General features: G+C 35.0%; 15 protein-coding genes and 1 pseudogene. 5 read left to right on the top strand and 11 right to left on the bottom strand.

Annotated elements, in window-relative coordinates:
* Positions 1-48: 48 nt before the first annotated feature.
* Positions 49-699, bottom strand: coding sequence for a Type 1 glutamine amidotransferase-like domain-containing protein (locus MPH60_RS23620; RefSeq protein WP_272492853.1), 651 nt, complete (start codon positions 697-699; stop codon positions 49-51).
* Positions 700-1207: 508 nt separating this feature from the next.
* Between MPH60_RS23620 and MPH60_RS23615 the strand changes: the two genes are divergently transcribed.
* The 4 genes from MPH60_RS23615 to MPH60_RS23600 all read left to right on the top strand — a co-directional run bounded on the left by MPH60_RS23615 (position 1208) and on the right by MPH60_RS23600 (position 5079).
* The gene (locus MPH60_RS23615; RefSeq protein ID WP_241594061.1) at positions 1208-3370 is read left to right on the top strand and encodes an immunoglobulin-like domain-containing protein; all 2163 of its coding nucleotides are present in this window, start codon (positions 1208-1210) and stop codon (positions 3368-3370) included.
* Positions 3371-4017: 647 nt separating this feature from the next.
* The gene (locus MPH60_RS23610; RefSeq protein ID WP_241594060.1) at positions 4018-4383 is read left to right on the top strand and encodes a DUF2089 domain-containing protein; all 366 of its coding nucleotides are present in this window, start codon (positions 4018-4020) and stop codon (positions 4381-4383) included.
* Positions 4384-4398: 15 nt separating this feature from the next.
* On the top strand, positions 4399-4788 hold the full coding sequence (locus tag MPH60_RS23605) for an SHOCT-like domain-containing protein (protein WP_241594058.1): 390 nt from the start codon (positions 4399-4401) through the stop codon (positions 4786-4788).
* Between the two features lie 9 nt (positions 4789-4797).
* Positions 4798-5079: a hypothetical protein gene (locus tag MPH60_RS23600; protein ID WP_241594057.1), complete on the top strand. Its 282-nt coding sequence runs from the start codon at positions 4798-4800 to the stop codon at positions 5077-5079.
* Between the two features lie 223 nt (positions 5080-5302).
* On the opposite strand, the gene MPH60_RS23595 is transcribed toward MPH60_RS23600, so the two are convergent.
* The 4 genes from MPH60_RS23595 to MPH60_RS23580 form a co-directional block, all read right to left on the bottom strand.
* The gene (locus MPH60_RS23595; RefSeq protein WP_241594056.1) at positions 5303-7549 is read right to left on the bottom strand and encodes an AAA family ATPase; all 2247 of its coding nucleotides are present in this window, start codon (positions 7547-7549) and stop codon (positions 5303-5305) included.
* A 13-nt stretch (positions 7550-7562) separates the two neighbouring features.
* Positions 7563-8033: a DUF6530 family protein gene (locus MPH60_RS23590; protein ID WP_241594055.1), complete on the bottom strand. Its 471-nt coding sequence runs from the start codon at positions 8031-8033 to the stop codon at positions 7563-7565.
* Between the two features lie 605 nt (positions 8034-8638).
* Positions 8639-9994: a TrkH family potassium uptake protein gene (locus MPH60_RS23585; protein ID WP_241594054.1), complete on the bottom strand. Its 1356-nt coding sequence runs from the start codon at positions 9992-9994 to the stop codon at positions 8639-8641.
* A 260-nt stretch (positions 9995-10254) separates the two neighbouring features.
* The gene (locus MPH60_RS23580; protein ID WP_241594052.1) at positions 10255-10734 is read right to left on the bottom strand and encodes a hypothetical protein; all 480 of its coding nucleotides are present in this window, start codon (positions 10732-10734) and stop codon (positions 10255-10257) included.
* Positions 10735-11014: 280 nt separating this feature from the next.
* Here MPH60_RS23580 and MPH60_RS23575 point away from each other — a divergent pair, with 280 nt between their 5' ends.
* Positions 11015-11746 carry a DUF6843 domain-containing protein gene (locus MPH60_RS23575; RefSeq protein ID WP_241594050.1) on the top strand — a complete coding sequence of 244 codons (732 nt, stop codon included), beginning with the start codon at positions 11015-11017 and terminating at the stop codon, positions 11744-11746.
* 369 nt (positions 11747-12115) lie between these two features.
* On the opposite strand, the gene MPH60_RS23570 is transcribed toward MPH60_RS23575, so the two are convergent.
* The 6 genes and pseudogenes from MPH60_RS23570 to MPH60_RS23545 all read right to left on the bottom strand — a co-directional run bounded on the left by MPH60_RS23570 (position 12116) and on the right by MPH60_RS23545 (position 18744).
* Positions 12116-12796: a hypothetical protein gene (locus MPH60_RS23570; protein ID WP_241594048.1), complete on the bottom strand. Its 681-nt coding sequence runs from the start codon at positions 12794-12796 to the stop codon at positions 12116-12118.
* 251 nt (positions 12797-13047) lie between these two features.
* Positions 13048-13173: pseudogene (locus tag MPH60_RS23565) on the bottom strand (serine hydrolase domain-containing protein); the annotation flags it as partial.
* A 253-nt stretch (positions 13174-13426) separates the two neighbouring features.
* Positions 13427-14365, bottom strand: coding sequence for a bifunctional helix-turn-helix transcriptional regulator/GNAT family N-acetyltransferase (locus MPH60_RS23560; protein ID WP_241594046.1), 939 nt, complete (start codon positions 14363-14365; stop codon positions 13427-13429).
* Positions 14366-14759: 394 nt separating this feature from the next.
* On the bottom strand, positions 14760-15653 hold the full coding sequence (locus tag MPH60_RS23555) for a DMT family transporter (RefSeq protein WP_241594045.1): 894 nt from the start codon (positions 15651-15653) through the stop codon (positions 14760-14762).
* A 291-nt stretch (positions 15654-15944) separates the two neighbouring features.
* Entirely contained in the window at positions 15945-17150 is a 1206-nt protein-coding gene (locus MPH60_RS23550) for an aminotransferase-like domain-containing protein (protein ID WP_241594043.1), read from the bottom strand.
* 211 nt (positions 17151-17361) lie between these two features.
* Positions 17362-18744, bottom strand: coding sequence for an aminotransferase-like domain-containing protein (locus MPH60_RS23545; protein ID WP_241594041.1), 1383 nt, complete (start codon positions 18742-18744; stop codon positions 17362-17364).
* Positions 18745-18777 lie beyond the last annotated feature (33 nt).

Below are 18777 nucleotides of genomic sequence, written 5' to 3'. Positions count from 1 at the left end.
CCCGGCGACCTTGCTTCTGAAATAGGAAAAATGCAGCCGCATCTTATGCTAGATCTTTATGACTTTGGAATTCACTATTTCCTTTTTCATATTTTGAAAGGAATAGATATCATTTGCAACTTTAAATAGTTCCCCGTTCTTGGAGAAAATCGCACTTCCATTTGGTATTGCATATATCTTTCGTTCATTTGATAGGGGAAATAATTCTCCATCTATACTTTCATCATAATGGACCTCAACGCTAAACCCAACTAATCCTAAGCCGTTGATCACTACCGTTTCTGGATAGTCTTTATCTTTTGTTATTATGCAATCATTACAGAAGGCCAATGAACCCGCACTATATCCGATGATTAAACCTTGAAAGTCTTTGATAATTGAAACAAGTCCTTTTTCTTCTATAACATGGATTAACCTTTCTGGCTTTCCACCAATAAAGTAAAGAATATCATGTTCTTTTATAGACTTTTTCATTTCTTCGTCTGAAAGATCTTCGTCTAATAAATCAACGCTTATATTATCCATGATTGAAAAGACTTTTTTGATACTTGCCATCCAACTTTCATACCTGGAATTGTCGGTTGCAAAAGGAATGATTAAAAGCTTAGCATCACGTTTAATCATTTTTGAAAGTTCCAGGAACACCACACCTAATTCATTATCCATGTGATTTCCACCACCAATAAAACAAATGTCCATATATGTCCCCCATTTATTCACATGCTATTCTCTTAAAATATTCTATGTAAATAGGACAATACCTCTATGTCAGCACTCTTCAGCTAATATACACCGACAGTTGCATAGAAAAAGCTGCCATAAAGACAGCCCCGATAATCAGCTAAAGCACATCCGTTAGTTATATAACATCATCAACTATTTTAGTGATGATATAAGTTTAGTAACACCTATGTTTACGATAGTTTGAATACTAGGATTAAAGCAACCAACACATCCCCCCTATTGATTGCCAAGATCCTTTCACTAATAACTGTTATTCATAACATAATGACTAAATTTCTTTACCTCAGTAATAAGGAGTGCTGCGGTTTTCTTTTTCTTAAGCAGCTAAAGGGGCAGGATGTTTAAGCAAGAAATGATATAAAAGATTATAAAACTAGGTTATTTTGAGAAAAAAATCCAACTTTATAAAAAAAATAAACTATACTAAAAAAGGTAATGAAAAAATAAATATTTTGGGGGATTTATGAAAAATACAAGGAATTTTATTATTTTATTCTTGTCAGTACTTCTATTTCTTAGCACATTCAATTTTTCTACATGGAAAGTTTCTGCTCAAGATGATGTGACAAAGGTAAATCATTTTTACTCTGCTGACGAAGTAGTTTCTGGTATGACTACACCAAACACACGAGTGAAATATGCGGGCAAAAACTACTACGATGAGAGATACGGAGTTTTCAGTGCAGTATCGAATAAAGATGGAATTTTTAAAATATATGTAGGAAAGCATCAAGCAAATACCACTTTTACGATTAATACGTATGATCCCAATGGAAACTTAATCGATTCTGATGAAGTATTTGTATTAAAAGCATCGCTTGAAGCTTACTTTTCAATTTCTTTTGGCAGTAAAATGATGATTGATGATCAAGGCGAAATTGGACAAACACCGACCAAAAGACCTATGACTGGAATTTACTATAAAGCGAGTCAAGGTTCAAAAATTGAGGTTATAGTCGATGAAAAGATCGTAAAAAATGTTTTAGCAGGAGGGAGTTATAGTTCCCTTGAATGTCCCGAAATACATTTAGGAGATTTTGTAAAGATAAGGGTTTCAAAAGGAAAGGTAATAAAAACCTATGAATTATTGGCGACATCCTATGACATATATGATTGGTTTATGGTTGACTACCCTATTTCCACTTCAAAAATTACGACATGGTCAGATTCAATCAGCGTTTATCTTCCGCCGAATCTAAAATATAGTGGTCTATTTAATAAAAACAAGGATGTTCTTCCAACTGGAGCAACGGGAGTAATTAAACAATCTTTCGATGAAAATACAACATTAAAAGATTTGAAACCATTAACTTTATATGAAGAAGAATTTGAAAATGTGATTAGTGTCGAAACTTTAAGATTAACAACGTCGCCGAAACCAGAAATTGACCCAGTTTCACAGATTTCAAAAGAAGTAACTGGAACTGCAACCGCAAATAGTCTAATTACCATTTTGGATGAACAAAATACCAAGTTAGGTGAAAGTACGACTAATGAAAATGGAAGATTTGCCGTACCTGTTAATGGACTAGATCCTGACACAATAATAAAAGTGGAAACAAGAATGCCAAATACGGATCAATATGATTATAGTTATACTTCTGTAGAGGAAGTCTATATTGAAGAACTCTCAGACAACAATGCTTATATTACTGGACAAAGTTCATTTGGGAACGAGGCCGAAGTCTATCTCTTGGAATCGAATCCCATTCCAAATAATTCGATGAAGAAAAGTTTGAGTTCTAACGGATTGACTACAACTGGAGAAATAAAAACAAACTCGAAGAAAAGTATTGGGAAATTCACGCTTAATAATGACTCGATGTTTAAATTAAATATCGGTAAACAAAAAGCAAATTCCATCGTTCAAGTGGTATTAAAGGAAAACGGGAAGTCACTCTCCCTTCCTTCGAAAACGGTCAAAGATAAAACGGCACCTGTGATTTCAGGTGCAACAAAGAAATCCATTCCTATCAACTCAACTTTTAATGCTAAAACAAGTGTGACTGCGAAGGATAATGTTGACAGTGATTTAACAAGTGCTATAAAAGTGACTGGTACGGTTAATACAAAGAAAATAGGCACTTATGATTTATCTTACGCTGTAGCAGACAAGTCAGGAAATGGAGCAAAAATCACAAGAAAAATAACTGTTTATGACAATGTTAAACCTGTGATATTAGGTGCCACTAATAAAACTGTTCGACTAAATTCTTCATTTAATCCAAAAACAAGTGTGACTGCGAAGGATAATGTTGACGGCAGTTTGACTAGTAAAATTAAAGTAAGCGGAACCGTTAATACAAAGAAAAAGGGTACTTATACATTGAAGTACACCGTTACTGATAATTCAAAGAACGTAACAACGATTACAAGAAAGATCACGATCGACAACACCAAACCAGTGATTTCAGGAGCTAAGAGTAAAACGATTGAATTACATTCATCATTCAGTTCCAAAAAAGGTGTAACAGCAAAAGACAATCTGGATGGCAATTTAACAAATAAGATTAACGTAACAGGTTCTGTTAATACAAAGAAAAAAGGTACTTATACATTAACTTACACTGTTACTGATAAATCAAAAAACAAAACAGTAGTGAAGAGGAAAATAACTGTTAAATAAACATAACGAAAGGGATTCTAAGCTATTAGAGTCCCTTTTTAATATTGGTCCGTTTCTAATACACTATTCTTTAAATCAAAGAACCCTGTCTTACTATCCGCAATTTTAAAATTAGCTTGGTAAGAAGGTCTGAGGCTTTATTTGATAAGCTATTCATTACTTCCTTTGTGGAGCTAACCTGCCCCTTTAGCTCCACAAAAAAGGCTGCCGCACCACTCCTTAGATAATTCTGTAAGAGTATGATCACTTTACCATACCCTTCCAAACTCAAATGATTTAAATTTATCATAGTACAATACTTGAAAATCTCAAACTCCTAATTACCCTTGTTTTGGTGGACCCAGAGGAGTTTAAATGAAGAAGGTATTCCTAATAAAGACTGGGTCCTCAAATAACTGCATAATCGGAGATTAATCAACCCGTAAGCTTAATAATTTTCAAGTTCTAAATCATTAAATAATACAACCATGCCGACGACCGCTGAATCATCATAGTCGGAATCCTTGAATGATTAAAAAAGAATAATCAATAATGTTAAACAAAAAATTAATATTATTGATTTTTTTATTAAAAAAATTAAATTTTATTAATCATTTTTTTAATCACTTGTTATATAATCGAATCAACTAAAAGGAAGGAATTTCATTATGGCTTATAAAGTAATCACAAATTGTCCTGTCTGCAGTAAAACATTGAAAATTACAAAGTTGCAGTGCTCTCATTGTCACACTACGATTGAAAATGAGTTTGAATTATCTAAGCTGGCATCCTTATCCAATGATCAGCTTCATTTTGTGGAAGTATTTTTAACATGCAGAGGGAATATCAAAGAAGTTGAAAAGGAACTGGGGATTTCGTATCCAACGGTTCGAGGCAAGCTAACAGACATCATTTCATCCCTTGGATTTGTGCAGAAGAAGAAAAATGAAGTAGACGAGAAAAAAGTTGTCACCATGTTGGAAAATGGCGAAATCACACCAGAAGAGGCCATTAAGCTCTTAAAAGAGGAATAGGGAGGGATTTATCATATGAAAGAGGAAATTACAAGAGTGTTAACAATGGTTCAAGAAGGGAAGATTGATGCAGATAAGGGATCAGAACTGATTCAAATATTAAAAGAGAAAGAAGAAACAGGTAATAAGCTTCATGAAAAACCGACTAACTATTTAGATAAAACCTTAAAAGTTCGTGTTGTATCAGCCGAAAATGATAACGTCACGGTCAATTTGCCAATAAAACTTGTCAAGGCAGTATTAGTGGCTGGACACAGCATCGCATCGAGTATTCCTCAATCGGAAAAATACGTTAAAGATATAGACATAAGCCTTATTATTGAAGCAATCGAAAACGAATTAGATGGCCAAATTGTTGATATTAAATCGGCAAACGGGGATACCGTTTCGGTCATCATTGATTAGTAATTGCTTATGATGCATGTAAAAGTGAAAGCGAAAGACGTCCGGTTTACCATTCCAATTCCATATGCCATTTTAAACATTGTTATTTCCATTTTATCTTCAAAATTTATTCGGCAAAATGCAAACAAATGGACAAAAGAACACTTCGAAAGAAAAAAACTGGACTTTACCTTTCCACTAATAGACAAAAAAACGCTAAAGCCTATCGTCAAGGAACTGAAAAATTATAAGGGGATCGTGCTAGTAGATGTCAAAGCTAAGGACGGCACTGAAGTTAAGGTTAGACTATAATTTATCATGGAATTCACCGACCACTGACTGGCATATTGAAGAAAAGGCCTATTTCTCGTTTACAATACCGAGAAAATTGTAAACAAACAATAGAGTTATTTAATTTTACCTCAAACAAGTATAACCCCGTCCTATATATAGGACGGGGTTATACAAACGGAAAAATCTTTATTGATACCGTATCAGTGCCTTTTTGCGTTTTTCATCCATTTTCAAATCCCTCCTATAAAAAGCGACTGATTGTTTCCACTAATTTTTGAGGAAACGATTTAAGGTCTGTCATATCGAGAAATCTCTCTCTTCCGTGTAATTCCGCAATCTTTTCTTTATCTTCTCCAATAGCAACGGACAGGAATAGCACGTCTTTTCTTTCATATTCACTAATAACTGATTGGATATCCACCCTCGCTGCATCTCCTGAATAATTAGGCATGGCTTTTGGTTGTCCATCACTAATATTTATCAATAGCTTGGTAGAAGCGATTTGTTTCGATAATTTTTCTGCCAATATTCGTAAATTCACACCATCACGATTATTTTGGCGAGGCTTCATTGTCGCAATTTTTCCTATAACCCCTTCGTACCCATCATCAAACTCTTTGTACGAGTATAGTGAAGTCATTTCCCTTTGACTAATATCTGCAGTGTCTCCATAAATCATCAAAGGAACATGTAACATTCTACAAAACTCTGTTAAAGCGATTATTGCTTTTTTGGCACTCTCCATTCGTTGAGCCCGAACCATGGAACCAGATTCATCTATACGTATTGCTACAGCTAGAGAGGGATTTTCAGTTGGAGGATTTTTTTTATCAAAGTAACGATAATCTCCTATCACAATTTTAGAAGCATTAAATCGAGTACCATATAACTTCCCTTGAGTGTATGTTACTGACTCTTCTTTTTCTAATACAGCAAGAATTTTTCTTGCCATACTCTCTACAAGAGGTGTTATTTCCTTTTTAATACTTTCTGCTTCACTTATACTTTCCTTCGTTGCATGAGGGCGGTGGATAATGATCCCTTCTTTTTGATGAATCGTGTTTTTCATAAGCGTTCGAGCTTCTTTATTCAACTCTTTTTTCTTATCAGCTTCCTGCTTCTCCAGTATTTCCGGCAACTGTTTTACTTGTTGCTGAGAAATGCCTGTTTGAGATTCCTCATGCTCTTTTCCTTTATTACTATCGATTTCAATGTCCTTTGATCTCCTTTCAGAAAAAATTTCTAGCGGTTTCCCTTTTTCTTGTTGAGGCAGAGCGGAATCACTATTTTGGTTTTTCTCCTCTTTTTTTGGAAAATCAAAGGAAGATGTATCTTTTTGAAGGTCCTCCTCGCCACCTTGTTGTTCCTCATATTTATCTACCATTGGTGACCCTAAAGGAGCTTTGGGTTTATTCATTGGATTCTTTTGATTCAGTAAATAAGATTGAATACGTTCCAATAATTGACTGCTTTCTAATTCTTTTTCTAGTATTCTAATCTCTGTTTCATCGGTAGTGATTTTATAGATAACTTTTTGATAAATAGAATCAAAAATATTTTCTCCTTGATGCACTGCATTCACCCAATAGAAATAACTTCTCATTCCTGCTACACCTTTGATTCCATTAGCTTTTGAAGTAGCATCTAATAAAATAATGATTTCAGCCATCATTGCTAATAGCTCTTCATCTGCAAAACCAACTTTGCTGAAAGCCCGTTTGACCATCACTTCCTTAGAAGGAAGATTCATTCGTTCCGTGTGTTGAACTCGATCACGTAATGATTCATTAAGAGGTCTATTCCCCTGATAATTTCTATTGGTTGTTATAACTACTACAGCATCATGGTGCCTTTTGATCATTCCAGTTGGAGTATTTAAAATACCATCCATTTCAAGAGCGGAATTCAATGCAACCAAAACCGATGCATCTCTAATGACAGTAGGTTCTTGTATCTCTAGCAAGTAGCCTGCTTGTAGGGCACGAACGATTTCTGATGGATAATACTTATACGTTACATTCTTACCGGTGTCTTTGATTTTTTTTTCAAGTTTTGCCAAGTATTCTTTCGTTTCTGCCATATTTAACTGTAGATAGGAAGACAAATTTTCTAAAAGCTGCTGCGTCGTGCTATTATGTTCAAAAAACTGAACTATTTTTTTATCATCCACTTGTGCTTCTTCCATTACAGGCAAAAGTGAGCCGAAAACATCTGATTTATCCATGTCGGCAAAACAGGTAATTTTCGTATATGGCAATTGAAGATCATGAGAGAGAGCTTTGGCAAGTTGTGTTTTACCTGAGCCAGCATCCCCCTCTAGCAGTACATTGATGACTCGCAGTTCTCCATTATGCCAATTCCTTTTGATTGTATTGGCAACACGTACTTCCTCCACACTTTCTTGATGACTAGGAGGCTTTTTCCAAATCATTTGTTTTTCTTCTTCAGTAAATTCCCTGCCATCTGAAACGACAAATCCTCTTATCATTTTATAATTCCCCTTACCGATATCCCATATCTTTCATAATATCGTTGATGATTCTAAATCTTTCTCCCAAAATTTCGCCATCCGATTGCAACATATCATAAAAATATTGAATATCTTTATCTAAATTCTCATTTTTTGTGTCAATTTCTAATTGCATCTTATTTCCCTGGAATCCTAAAGCAGTAACGATTGGATTTTCAGGATCATACAGTTTTTCAAATTTATAAGCATCTCTAAAGTATAAGTTGGTCTTTAATACAAGGATGGCTAAGTCTAAAATTCTAGTGGCAGATAGCTCAATTTCTTGAGCAGAATCATCAGTCATTACAATTTTCCCAACGATATCCCCTGTTCTGGGAGATTTCCCCTGTAGCATACCTATGCTTAACGAATCGATTTCTTTACGATAGGCAGCCTTACCATCTACTTTGTCGTAATTTTCAACAGTGATAATCGATTTATACTTATATTCATCCTTATTCATATCATTTCTCCTTATTTTTCGTTTTAGTCCCGATTTCTTCGGGACTTTTAGTGATTTCCTACGTTTATGATAAACATAGGACAGGTGGAATTTACATTTTAAACCCCCACACTCTACCACTGTTAATTAACAAACATTATATTACTTTGTTTGCTATATCTAAAACAAAAGTTTATTTAGTTTATTATTATGTATAATAAAATTGATTATGTTTGAAGAATATCAAATAATTTTTGGAAGGGCCTTATTAGAAATATTCAAACGAGGTATATTCGAGATTCTGATTTATATATGTCTCTTGTACGATGAAAAATTTGAAAAAGGAATTGAAAAAACAGAGGTTTTTCGCTCTGTTTAAATAAACACGTGCTAAAAGGTAGCCATCAATGTAACTAAAACCTTTTTTGCAAGTGGATGGTTAACATAATCAATTGTTATCGGTATAAAAAAAGGATCTTCAAATTGAAAGATCCTTTTTGCTGCTTATTTAATATAAGTGGAGGAAAGTTGAAGGAGAAAAGATTTTCAATACAATTATTGCACTTTTGTATGTTGATTACGTTTTTATCCTTTTTTAATGGATTACCTTTGCAGTCGTACATTTTTTATCCTATAATGATGCGCTCTTTTGGATAGTGGTACGCATGTTGAACTGGTTTGCCCCCCATACTGAATAAGAAGGTAAACATCCCGATTTTCCCTATAAACATTAAAGTCATGATGACGACCTTCCCGGCAGTACTCAATTCCGGTGTAATGCCAAGTGAAAGGCCTACGGTGCCAAACGCAGAGGAAACTTCGAATAAAATTTCCAATAGGGAAAAGTCAGATTCAAGGTATTCAAGCATGACAACTGCCACACTGCACAGTATCACGCCTGTTGTGAAAACGATGAATGACTTGATGATATCTTGCTCATCTATTTCCCTTTTGAATATTTTTATTGTTCTGTTCCCTTTCGCATAGTTGTAAATGGTAAGCAGCATCACAGCAAACGTGGTGGTTCTTATCCCACCCCCAGCACTGCTGGGGGATGCCCCTATGAACATAAAAATACTCAGCAACAATATGGTAGGTACTGAAAAGTGGTTGACGTCGCTGATTGCCATTCCACCAGTCCTTGAAGATATCGAATAAAACAAAGAATGGACAAAGGATTGATGCCAAGACATTTCTGAATAGAAAGTACTGTACTCAAACAGATAGATGAAAATGGCTCCAATGACGATCAGTATGAAAAAAGTTACGGTTGTAATTTTTGTGAACAAGCTGAACCGGAATGGCGTCCTTCCCTTATGCCTGAGCCACTGACTTACCTCCATTAAAACAGGAAAGCCAAGGGATCCGATAATGAAGAGTACTATATTTAGGGTCAGGACAAAATAATCGTCTGCGAACGGAATCAATGATTTTCCTGTGATATCAAAGCCGGCATTTGTCGTAGCTGACACAGAGGCGAAGAAACCCTGCAAATAAGCCTCTTGCCATGTTGGAAAATACTTCAAAAAATATGTACCGAAGACAACAGCCCCTCCTAGCTCAATCATGACAAAGAAAAAGAAAATCATTCGTATGAACCGAACAATCCCGGAAAAAGTGGGGCTGTTTTGTTCTGTCGTCATGAGTATTCTTGCCCTGAGTCCTATTTTCTTTCCTGATACAAGCCATAGTATGGTTCCGAAAGCCATTACCCCAATTCCACCAAACTGGAGGATGATTGTAAAAATAAACGTACCGGGTACACTAAGCAGCTGGCTTACATCTGCCGTAGATAATCCTGTTACAGTTACCGCACTAATAGAAATGAATACTCCATCAACAAATGAAAGGTCTGCATTTTGCGTTTGAGTAATGGGAAGCAGCAATAAAATGGTTGAAACCCCTACAGCTACCAGGTAATAAAAAACAATGATTTGAGCAGCAGATAGTCGTTTTGTTAAGTTCTCTATTTTACTATTCATTTCTCCCCAACTTCTATAGATTTTTTGACAAACATATATCTAATTTTTAACGTCCATTTGAACAATTTCAACTTATACTAATTTGTCCATTAAATTAAGAAAATAAACTACCACATGAAGAAGACCTCATACGATCGAATGACTACGCTATACAAATCTAGCTTACCTAAAGTGAATTTCCTTAAGGGTCTTAAGGGGTTTTATGTCTTTCGTTTTTATCGTTCGTCATTTCTGCAAGAAAAAAGGTTGCCGCAGCAACCTCACTTATTGAAGAAAACAACATTGTTTCTTCGTTCTACTTGAAAATTTAAATCATCCTTACTATTAAGCATATAACCAACATCTTTATTATTCTCCAATTCAAAAGATATGCCATATCCATTATTCTCAGGATAACCATATAAATAGCAGACCACTTTTCCATCTTTTAAAAATACAATTTGGTTCATTCCTTCATTTACAGTTTCGCTAATCGTATCCCATTTATAACCTACCGTTTCATATATAGCACCTTTCGGGGTATATGGTGGAAAGGAATATACTACATCCCAGTCAAACGGTGTTACTTCTAATAAATTTATTGTTTCAACGGAATGCCCAATTGATAACACTTCTTCTTTTAACAACCCTTCGTTTACATCCCATAAATCTTTCTTTAATAGATTTATAAAGATAGCTATACAAATAATACCCAAAGCTATACTCAATACTGCCTTTTTAGATCTATAAATATTCTCCACCTTAACAACAACCTTCCTAACAAATATGAAACTTAATTATAACAATTTTTCCCAACTAAGAAAATTACTCTTAATGAACGATCCTGTCCCTTTAGTTCCATAAAAAAGGAGCTGTTAATCAGATCCTGGCAGTGAAGTAAAGCACATATAAGTTTTATATTATGAGGATTCTAAATGGATTCCTCTTTATATTATTATCAGTAGGAGTATTCTTCCAGATCTTAGTTTGTTAAAATTAAGGTGTTTTTATTACGTGTTATGAGGAGAAGATGATTTAGTTGTGAATGTATTAAAGGTGATAGTAGCAGCAGTGATTTTATCCTTCATTATCTCTATTATTGGATCAATAATGTTCTATACTCCATATTTAGATAGAGATCCGGATGTATATTATCCTACTATAGTTGAAAGTTTTATTTACGGTTTGGTTTATTTAACTCCTGTGTTGATTATACTCAGTGTAGGTTCTTTTGTAGTGTATTCATCGTTACGTAAGAATAGGCGTTTACCAAAATGGGGTAAGGTGATTGTAAGTTTAGGGGTTACAATTGGAATGGGAATAATCATTTCGTTAGTGCTGAGTGAAGAAGGAAAGACAAATGATATATATTTAATACCTGAAGGATATGAAGGAGATGTTTTTGTCTTTTACAATGTTAAAGGAGCTCCTGAAGTTGAGAAAGAAGATGGCTATGAGGTGCATAAAATCAATGAAAAGGGCTATTATGCGACCCGGACCAAGGACTTGGACTACGGTACAGTAACAGACAAATACTTCTATGTTAATGATAAAGGACATCGAACACCTATAGATGATAAGTGTGTAAGTACATTTGGAACAGGTGGAACCACTCTAGAGGATAATATAGATATTACTTATACAGGATTTAAGCTAAGAAAGAATAACTGCAGTGAGGAATTTTCGAAGGAAGCTCAGAATGAAGATGGAAACGTACAGATGATTAATGATATTTTAAAGAAGTATTATAATATGGAAGCACAATTATTTTAAAATTGTAGACTTGGAATTGGAACAAACTATGCTTTATGAACTACCCAGCATATTAACTTGGTCTTTCATAGTTTCGCAGCAGTGATTATTCATAAAAATCTCCTTGGATTAAAACCTTTATTGGTTTCTATGTACATTGTTTATTTGTAATTTTATCATAGTCCTTAACCTGCCCTTTAGTTCCATAAGAAAAAGCTGCCTTAAAGACAGCTCTGATCTTTAGCTAACGCACCCGTTAGTTGAACAAGAATAGTATATTTATCTATTGCAGGTTTACTATGTAACCAATGTACTAACAAAAAAGACCTTCAATTGAAGGTCTTTACTCATATGAGGAGCAATGAGGATAAAGGCCCCTCCGTTAATGTATCAATAAGACCATTTCTCATCATCTGTAACCCACTGATTTTTCTTTAAATCAAAGGATTCATAATCATCGTGAAGAGAAAAGTAGGCTGGCAATGTGATTGCTTGTCCATCCGCTTTTTTCCAGCAATCTGCGACCCAAGTAGCAAACGCTTGTTTTTCTGCAAGGTTAAGTTCCTCTTCATTTTTTTCGTAGAAATCCCAAAAGTCATCTGTTTGATTACCTAAAAGGTGGGTGTATCTTACATTTTCAATCATACTCAGACTACCTGCAAAGATAGAAGAATCCTTACTCTCGTTAAAGACTTCATTAGCTTGTCTATCCATTGAGAACATAGTAATGGATAAGTTAAACTCGGAAGGATCTTCTACAAATGCTACAAAATCCAATAATTCCACTTTAGAGTAAATGGTGTATTTATGTAACTCCTTTATATTACTGATTAATATTTCCGATTTTGCATCAAGGTTTTCTTCGACTGACTTTATATAACTGTCCACCGTATAAATAGATTTAGTTTCGTTTACTTCTTCTGAAGAGAGCTCTTCAACATCTGTCGTTTCCTCAGCATGTGCACTTTCTTCGACTGGAGCCTTTTTATCTACTGCTTTTTCTTCTTGCATACATGCACCAAGCAATCCAATTGAGATAACACTTGCTGCTAAAATAAAATAATTTCTCATAACAATTTTTCCCCATTTTCTCTCATGTAGTAAATATTAACTAATCCATCTTAATCTAATTGAACTAGAAAAGCACTAGGATTATTTAGAGTACCTAAACAAAAAACTTTAATAAATAAATAGAAAGGGCATGTTTTGAAAAAGATTATCAAAACATGCCATTATACTATTGGATTATTCTTTTATAAAAACGTTGATCTTTTTTGTCTTCCTTAATCAACTAACGCACCCGTTAGTTTAATTACATTTCTTCACAATCCAGAAGCGCAGGAATCATATATTTCACCAATGATCCCTTTCAATTGATGGACACCTAAATCAGTATTTGTCATTATAACTAATCCTTTTTCTAAATAGGGACATGCAACCATCATACATGGAAGCTGAATGAATTAAAATGCCATTGAATGATTTGTATTTGTTAAAACCATTGCAGAGATGCACGAGTTTTCGGCTATCATGGGAAGAACAAATAGTTGTGCCGAACATGCAAAAGAAAAACATTTTCAATAGGAGATAAGCTTATTTGAATCGACATCACCCAAAAAACACTTCCAAAATCGATTAAGCTTATCCCCATAGGTATTGAATCCAACATCCCTTTTCTTTTTCTATTTTTGGTTTTTTCCTTTACTTTGTTTGGTTTTCTTCGTAAAGAATGAGATCCCATCGTTCTTCGATTAATTTAGCTGTAGTCCATTCATCATTCGTTTTTTCTTCAGTTAGTCTAAAATTATATTTTTTATAAAGATGGCGAGCCGTTTCTAACGTGCTTACCGTCCATAAGAACACATGCTGATAATTTTGTTCTTTACTAAAGTTGAGGGCAGTCTCCATAAGTTTTTTTCCTATACCCATGCCTTGATAATTTTCATTTAAAATAAACCATTTTAGCTGTGCTACTGTATCGCTGAACTTCGTAATTGCGATCGAACCGACTATTTCGCCATTCACTTCCGCAATCCAAAGCTCTCCCCCATCGGTATCAATCAAAAATTCTGTTAAACCTTTCATGACGTAATACTCAAACATCTGTCCGAACTTATATGTCTTATCGTATAAATTTCCATGAAGGTATGCGACGTATCCTACATCTCCGGGTTGAAATGGTCGAATTAAGGCTTCTGAATGGGAAGAACGTTCTTCCGAGTAAATGGATTCGATTCTTTCCATGGATGTGACTAGCTTAGACAGATCACCTTTTGATAAATGATCAATCATTTTATCTACTCCGCGATTTGCATTTTCAACTAAGTCATTGTAAATATTTTCTCCATATTCGGTGAGATAGAGTGAATACTGTCGTTTATCCTCTGTTGACTGTTTTTTTATGATGATATTTTCATCCTCAAATCGTTGGACAATTCGGCTCATATAGCCTCGGTCAATTCCTAGGTTTTCTCTAACTTCAGTTGCAGTACAACCATTTCTGTAATTAATTTCTGTTATTACCCGTGCCTCTGTTAATGGAAAAGGTCGATTATAAATTTCTTGATCAATTTTGCCCAGAACATTTGCATAATACCGGTTGAATTTTCGAATTTTTTCTACATAATTATTTGATTCCATAGACATTCTCCTTAATATTCAGAAACTTTAAACTAATGATAGTATAATGCATATAGTTGACTGAATCAACTATATAAAATAATTAGGTTTTATATTTGAAAAACCATATTCCTGCATATTGCAGGACAGGTAACCTATATAGGAGACAGTGATTTTCCGTCCTTCATTCATAAAGCTTTTTATATCCTTGTTGGACTAACCTGCCCCTTTAGTTTTATATTAAAAGGCTGCCTTAAAGACAGCTCTGATCTTTCAGCTAACGTACCTGTTAGTTCATTAAGACTTATTGTAGAGTGACACAAACTGTGCGAGTAGGGTGATTAACAAAACATAAAATTTTTGCTTGGAATATAGTAAAAAGCAGTGAGGAATTCCCCCTCACTGCCCCGTTTCTTTATTTTGTTAAAGTCCTTATGTATCTTTTTCGAAAATTAATTGAATTATTTTCACTAATAAAAGTTGAACCTAAAAGGAATGTGCCACCTATGATTTGAACAATTGTCATTTTTTCTTGTAAGATTACAGCGGAAATCAGTATAGCTACAAAAGGATCTACATAGCTTAGCATAGCAATACTTTGTCCCTTTAACTTTAGCATACCGGAAAAAAATAACCAAAAGCCAATACCAGTGTTAACAACGCCTAAGACTATTATGAAAGGAATGGAAGATCTTGAGACTTCCAAGATACCAAGTCCCTCAGTGAATATTACATAAGGAAAGAGAAGGAAAGCAGTTGTTCCAAGTTGAATGATTGTAATCTCTAACATGCCCATGTTTTGAATGAATTTATTTAATAACATTAAGGCTGCGTAAAATGCAGCCGCAACTAACCCGAAAAGGATACCAAGTAGATCATCTTTACCAGAGGCGCTAATGCCGTTTCCAATAATCAACAACATGCCTAATATCGCTACACCAATACAAGCAATTTTTTTAATTGGTAAAAGTTCCTTAAGTACAAATGGCGAGAGAACCATGACAAATACTGGCGCAAAATAATACCCAAGTGTTGCATTAGCAAGTGTAGTATGATCGTAGGATTGATAAAGAAAAATCCAATTCCCTCCCAATGCAATCGCAGAAAGAAAAAGGGTAGAAGCATTAACTTTCGCTAATTTCCATGGAATGGATTTCTTCATAATGAAAAATACAAACACTAAAAATAGACACCCAATTGAACTGCTTAGAAAAGCTGTTTCACTCGAAGATAAATCAATGTATTTCACAACTAAACCCATTGTACCGAAAATAATCATTGATAATATAAACTGAATTTTAGATTTCATCGTCTACTCCTTCGAATCTGCGAAACAGCTTATATATTTCGCAGATTCTTAATCTGTTTTATAAATAAGCGTATATAAAGGAGTAAACGGTGGTGGTGGTGATGTCGAAACGGGCTTTGTAATATATGGATTTATAAATGATATTGGCATAATAAGCCTCCTGATTATTCAATATAACAATCTTAATTTTTGAATTGGATATTTTTAAGAATAGTGCTTTCATTAAACATATAGAAGGTAACTATATTTATAAATGGCTTTGGTGTTTGATTTAATTATTTTTTGTTTCCTTTAGTTACAAACATATTGTCTCTTTATTAATTCACGATGTAATACATCACCCATACGCTTCATGCCTTCAATGATTTGGTCTTCAGGCATATTCGAGTAATTTAAACGTAGAGTGTTCTTCTGTGTGCCATTTGGAAAGAATGGAACACCAGGAACACAAGCAACATTATTTTTCAAGCACTCTGTAAATATATGTTTGGAATCACCCCCCTCTGGGAGCTCAACCCAAATAAATAAACCACCTTCTGGCTTACTGTAAGACAAATTTTCCGGAAAGAATTCTTTTATGCATTTTAACATTTTTGTACATCTTGATTTATATACTGCTTTGATTTTTTTAATATGCTCTTCCATATCGTAAAGTTCCATATACTTTGCTGTAATCCTTTGAGCAAAGCTGTCGGTATGTAAATCAGCTGTTTGCTTGAAAGCCACGTACTTATCAATAAACGATTGATCTGCACAAATCCATCCAATTCGCATGCCTGGAGTGAAAATTTTAGAGAACGTGCTCATATAAATTACTCTGTTCTCCGTGTCAAAATGTTTCACTGGCGGGATTCCCTCTCCAGCAAACCTTATAGCTCCATAAGGATTATCTTCTACAATGAGTACATCGTATTGATTAGCAAGTTCGATCATTCTTTTACGTCTTTGAAGTGTTAATGTACGACCTGTAGGGTTCTGGAAATCGGGAATAGTATAGATGAATTTTGCCCTTGGATGCTCTTGCAGTTTCCTCTCCAGCTCTTCCATTATTATCCCATCATTGTCCATAGCTACCTCCACAAAGTTTGCATTGTATGATTTAAATGCATTAATTGCTGCAAGATAGGTTGGGCTTTCACAAATAATGGTATCTCCTTCGTTAATAAATAGCCTTCCAGTAAGATCTATCGCTTGCTGGGACCCTGAAGTGATAAGAACATTGTTAATAGCAGAGTTAATCCCAATGGTTTTCATCCTTTGACAGATAGCTTCTCTCAACGGACCATAGCCTTCAGTAGTACTATATTGGAGAGAAGCCGCGCCCTCTTCATTCAATACGACATTGCACGCAACTTTAAGGGCTTCCACTGGAAACAGCTCCGGAGCTGGAAGTCCTCCTGCAAAAGAAATGACTTCCGGCCTTTCTGTTACTTTTAATATTTCACGAGTCTCAGAAGAATTAACTAGACAGGCCCGCTCAGCAAATTTATTTTCCATTTGTAAACATTCCTTCCTTTAACATTGAATTTTTTACCTAGCCGCTTCTATTTTTGTTGGAATATTCAGTTTTTTTATAATAGACTTTTTCCAAAGATAGGCGTATGACACAAAATTAATATTTTCTTTATCCCCAACTAAGTTTGAACTATCATAACACGTTAAAAAAAAGCCATACAATATAATTATTGTATGGCAAACAATATTTATTTTACTTTTCAATTATTTTTCTAAGTATAATAAGAGCCTTTTCAAGTTCCTCTCTCGTTTCTGGAGCACAAATCCCCACACGTACGGCATTTGCTGGTGCGACATTACCTACCGCAAATCGCCCTCCACTATATACCTGTACACCTTGTGCTGCAGCTAGTTGTTCAAATTGGTCACCTGTATACTGATGCGGCAGATGTAACCAATGAAAAATCCCTGTTTCCTCACCTAAACAGTTCTCTTTACCTAAATAGCGATTAACCAACTGATTGCGAGCTTTTGTTTCCTCTTTATGAAATGCAACAATGTTTTCAAACTGATTCGATACAATTACTCGAGATGCTAACTCTGCAAGTAGTGGCGATACGGAAATATTTAAATTATAAAGAGCCTTTCGAGTAGAATCCAGGTATTTTAAAGGAACTGCCACATAAGCAAGACGGAGTCCAGGTGCCATCGATTTCGATAAACTCGCTATATAAATCGTATGCTCAGGGGCATATGTCGCTACAGCCGGCAACACTTTTTCTTGGATTAAATGGTACGCTCCATCTTCAATAATAAATAAATTATACTTTACAGCAATCTCAGCAATAGCCTTACGAGTTTCAACGCTCATCGTATATGTCATCGGATTCTGATAATCTGGAATAATATATAATCCTTTAATATTTTCATTTTTACATGCATAAAGCAGTGCTTCAGGACTCATTTCATCAGATTCTGAACGAATTGGTACAAGCTGAATTCCCAGCATTGCGGCTGCTGTCTTTAAGCCTGGATATGTATGGTGATCTACACCAATTCGATCTCCATGCTGACAAAGGCCTGCAAGTGTTGCTGTGATGGCATTTTGTCCGCCAGTAGCAAGTAAGATATGCTCTCTAGTCGTTTCAAAACCGGCAAATTTCAATAATTTGACGCCGGCATCTTTTTGCCAAATCGCATCGCCTGGCCGACTGTAACCAAACCATCTCGCACAATCTGATTCTTGTAACATCGATTGCAATAAGTCAAATAAAGGTCCATACGACACACGGTCTGGTAAAATTGCTCCCATTTCAATTAAATGCTTTGGCTTTTCTTCTGCAAGCAAATAAGCGTTCGAAATTGCATCATACGAAACATAAGTGCCGCTACCAATGGTCGCACTGACAAGTCCTTTTAACTCAGATACTTTAAAAGCTTTCGAAATCGTACTTAGATTCACTTCTAAGTAATCCGCTAACTCCCTTTGTGGTGGAAGTTTCGTGCCAGGCACTAAGCGCCCCTCTATAATGTCATATTCTAACTGCTTAGCTAATGCCTGATAAATCGGTCTGTCTTCTCGATTTATTGTCGGCTTCCATGTCATTGGATAATCCTCAAACGAATTAATCGGCACATTCCTCATCCTTTTTCATACAATCATTAATCA

This window comes from Peribacillus sp. Aquil_B1 (genome assembly GCF_022603275.1).
GTDB lineage: Bacteria > Bacillota > Bacilli > Bacillales > DSM-1321 > Peribacillus.
The sequence above is the reverse complement of the archived record's forward strand: the minus strand, read 5'-3'. Positions and strand labels throughout refer to the sequence as shown.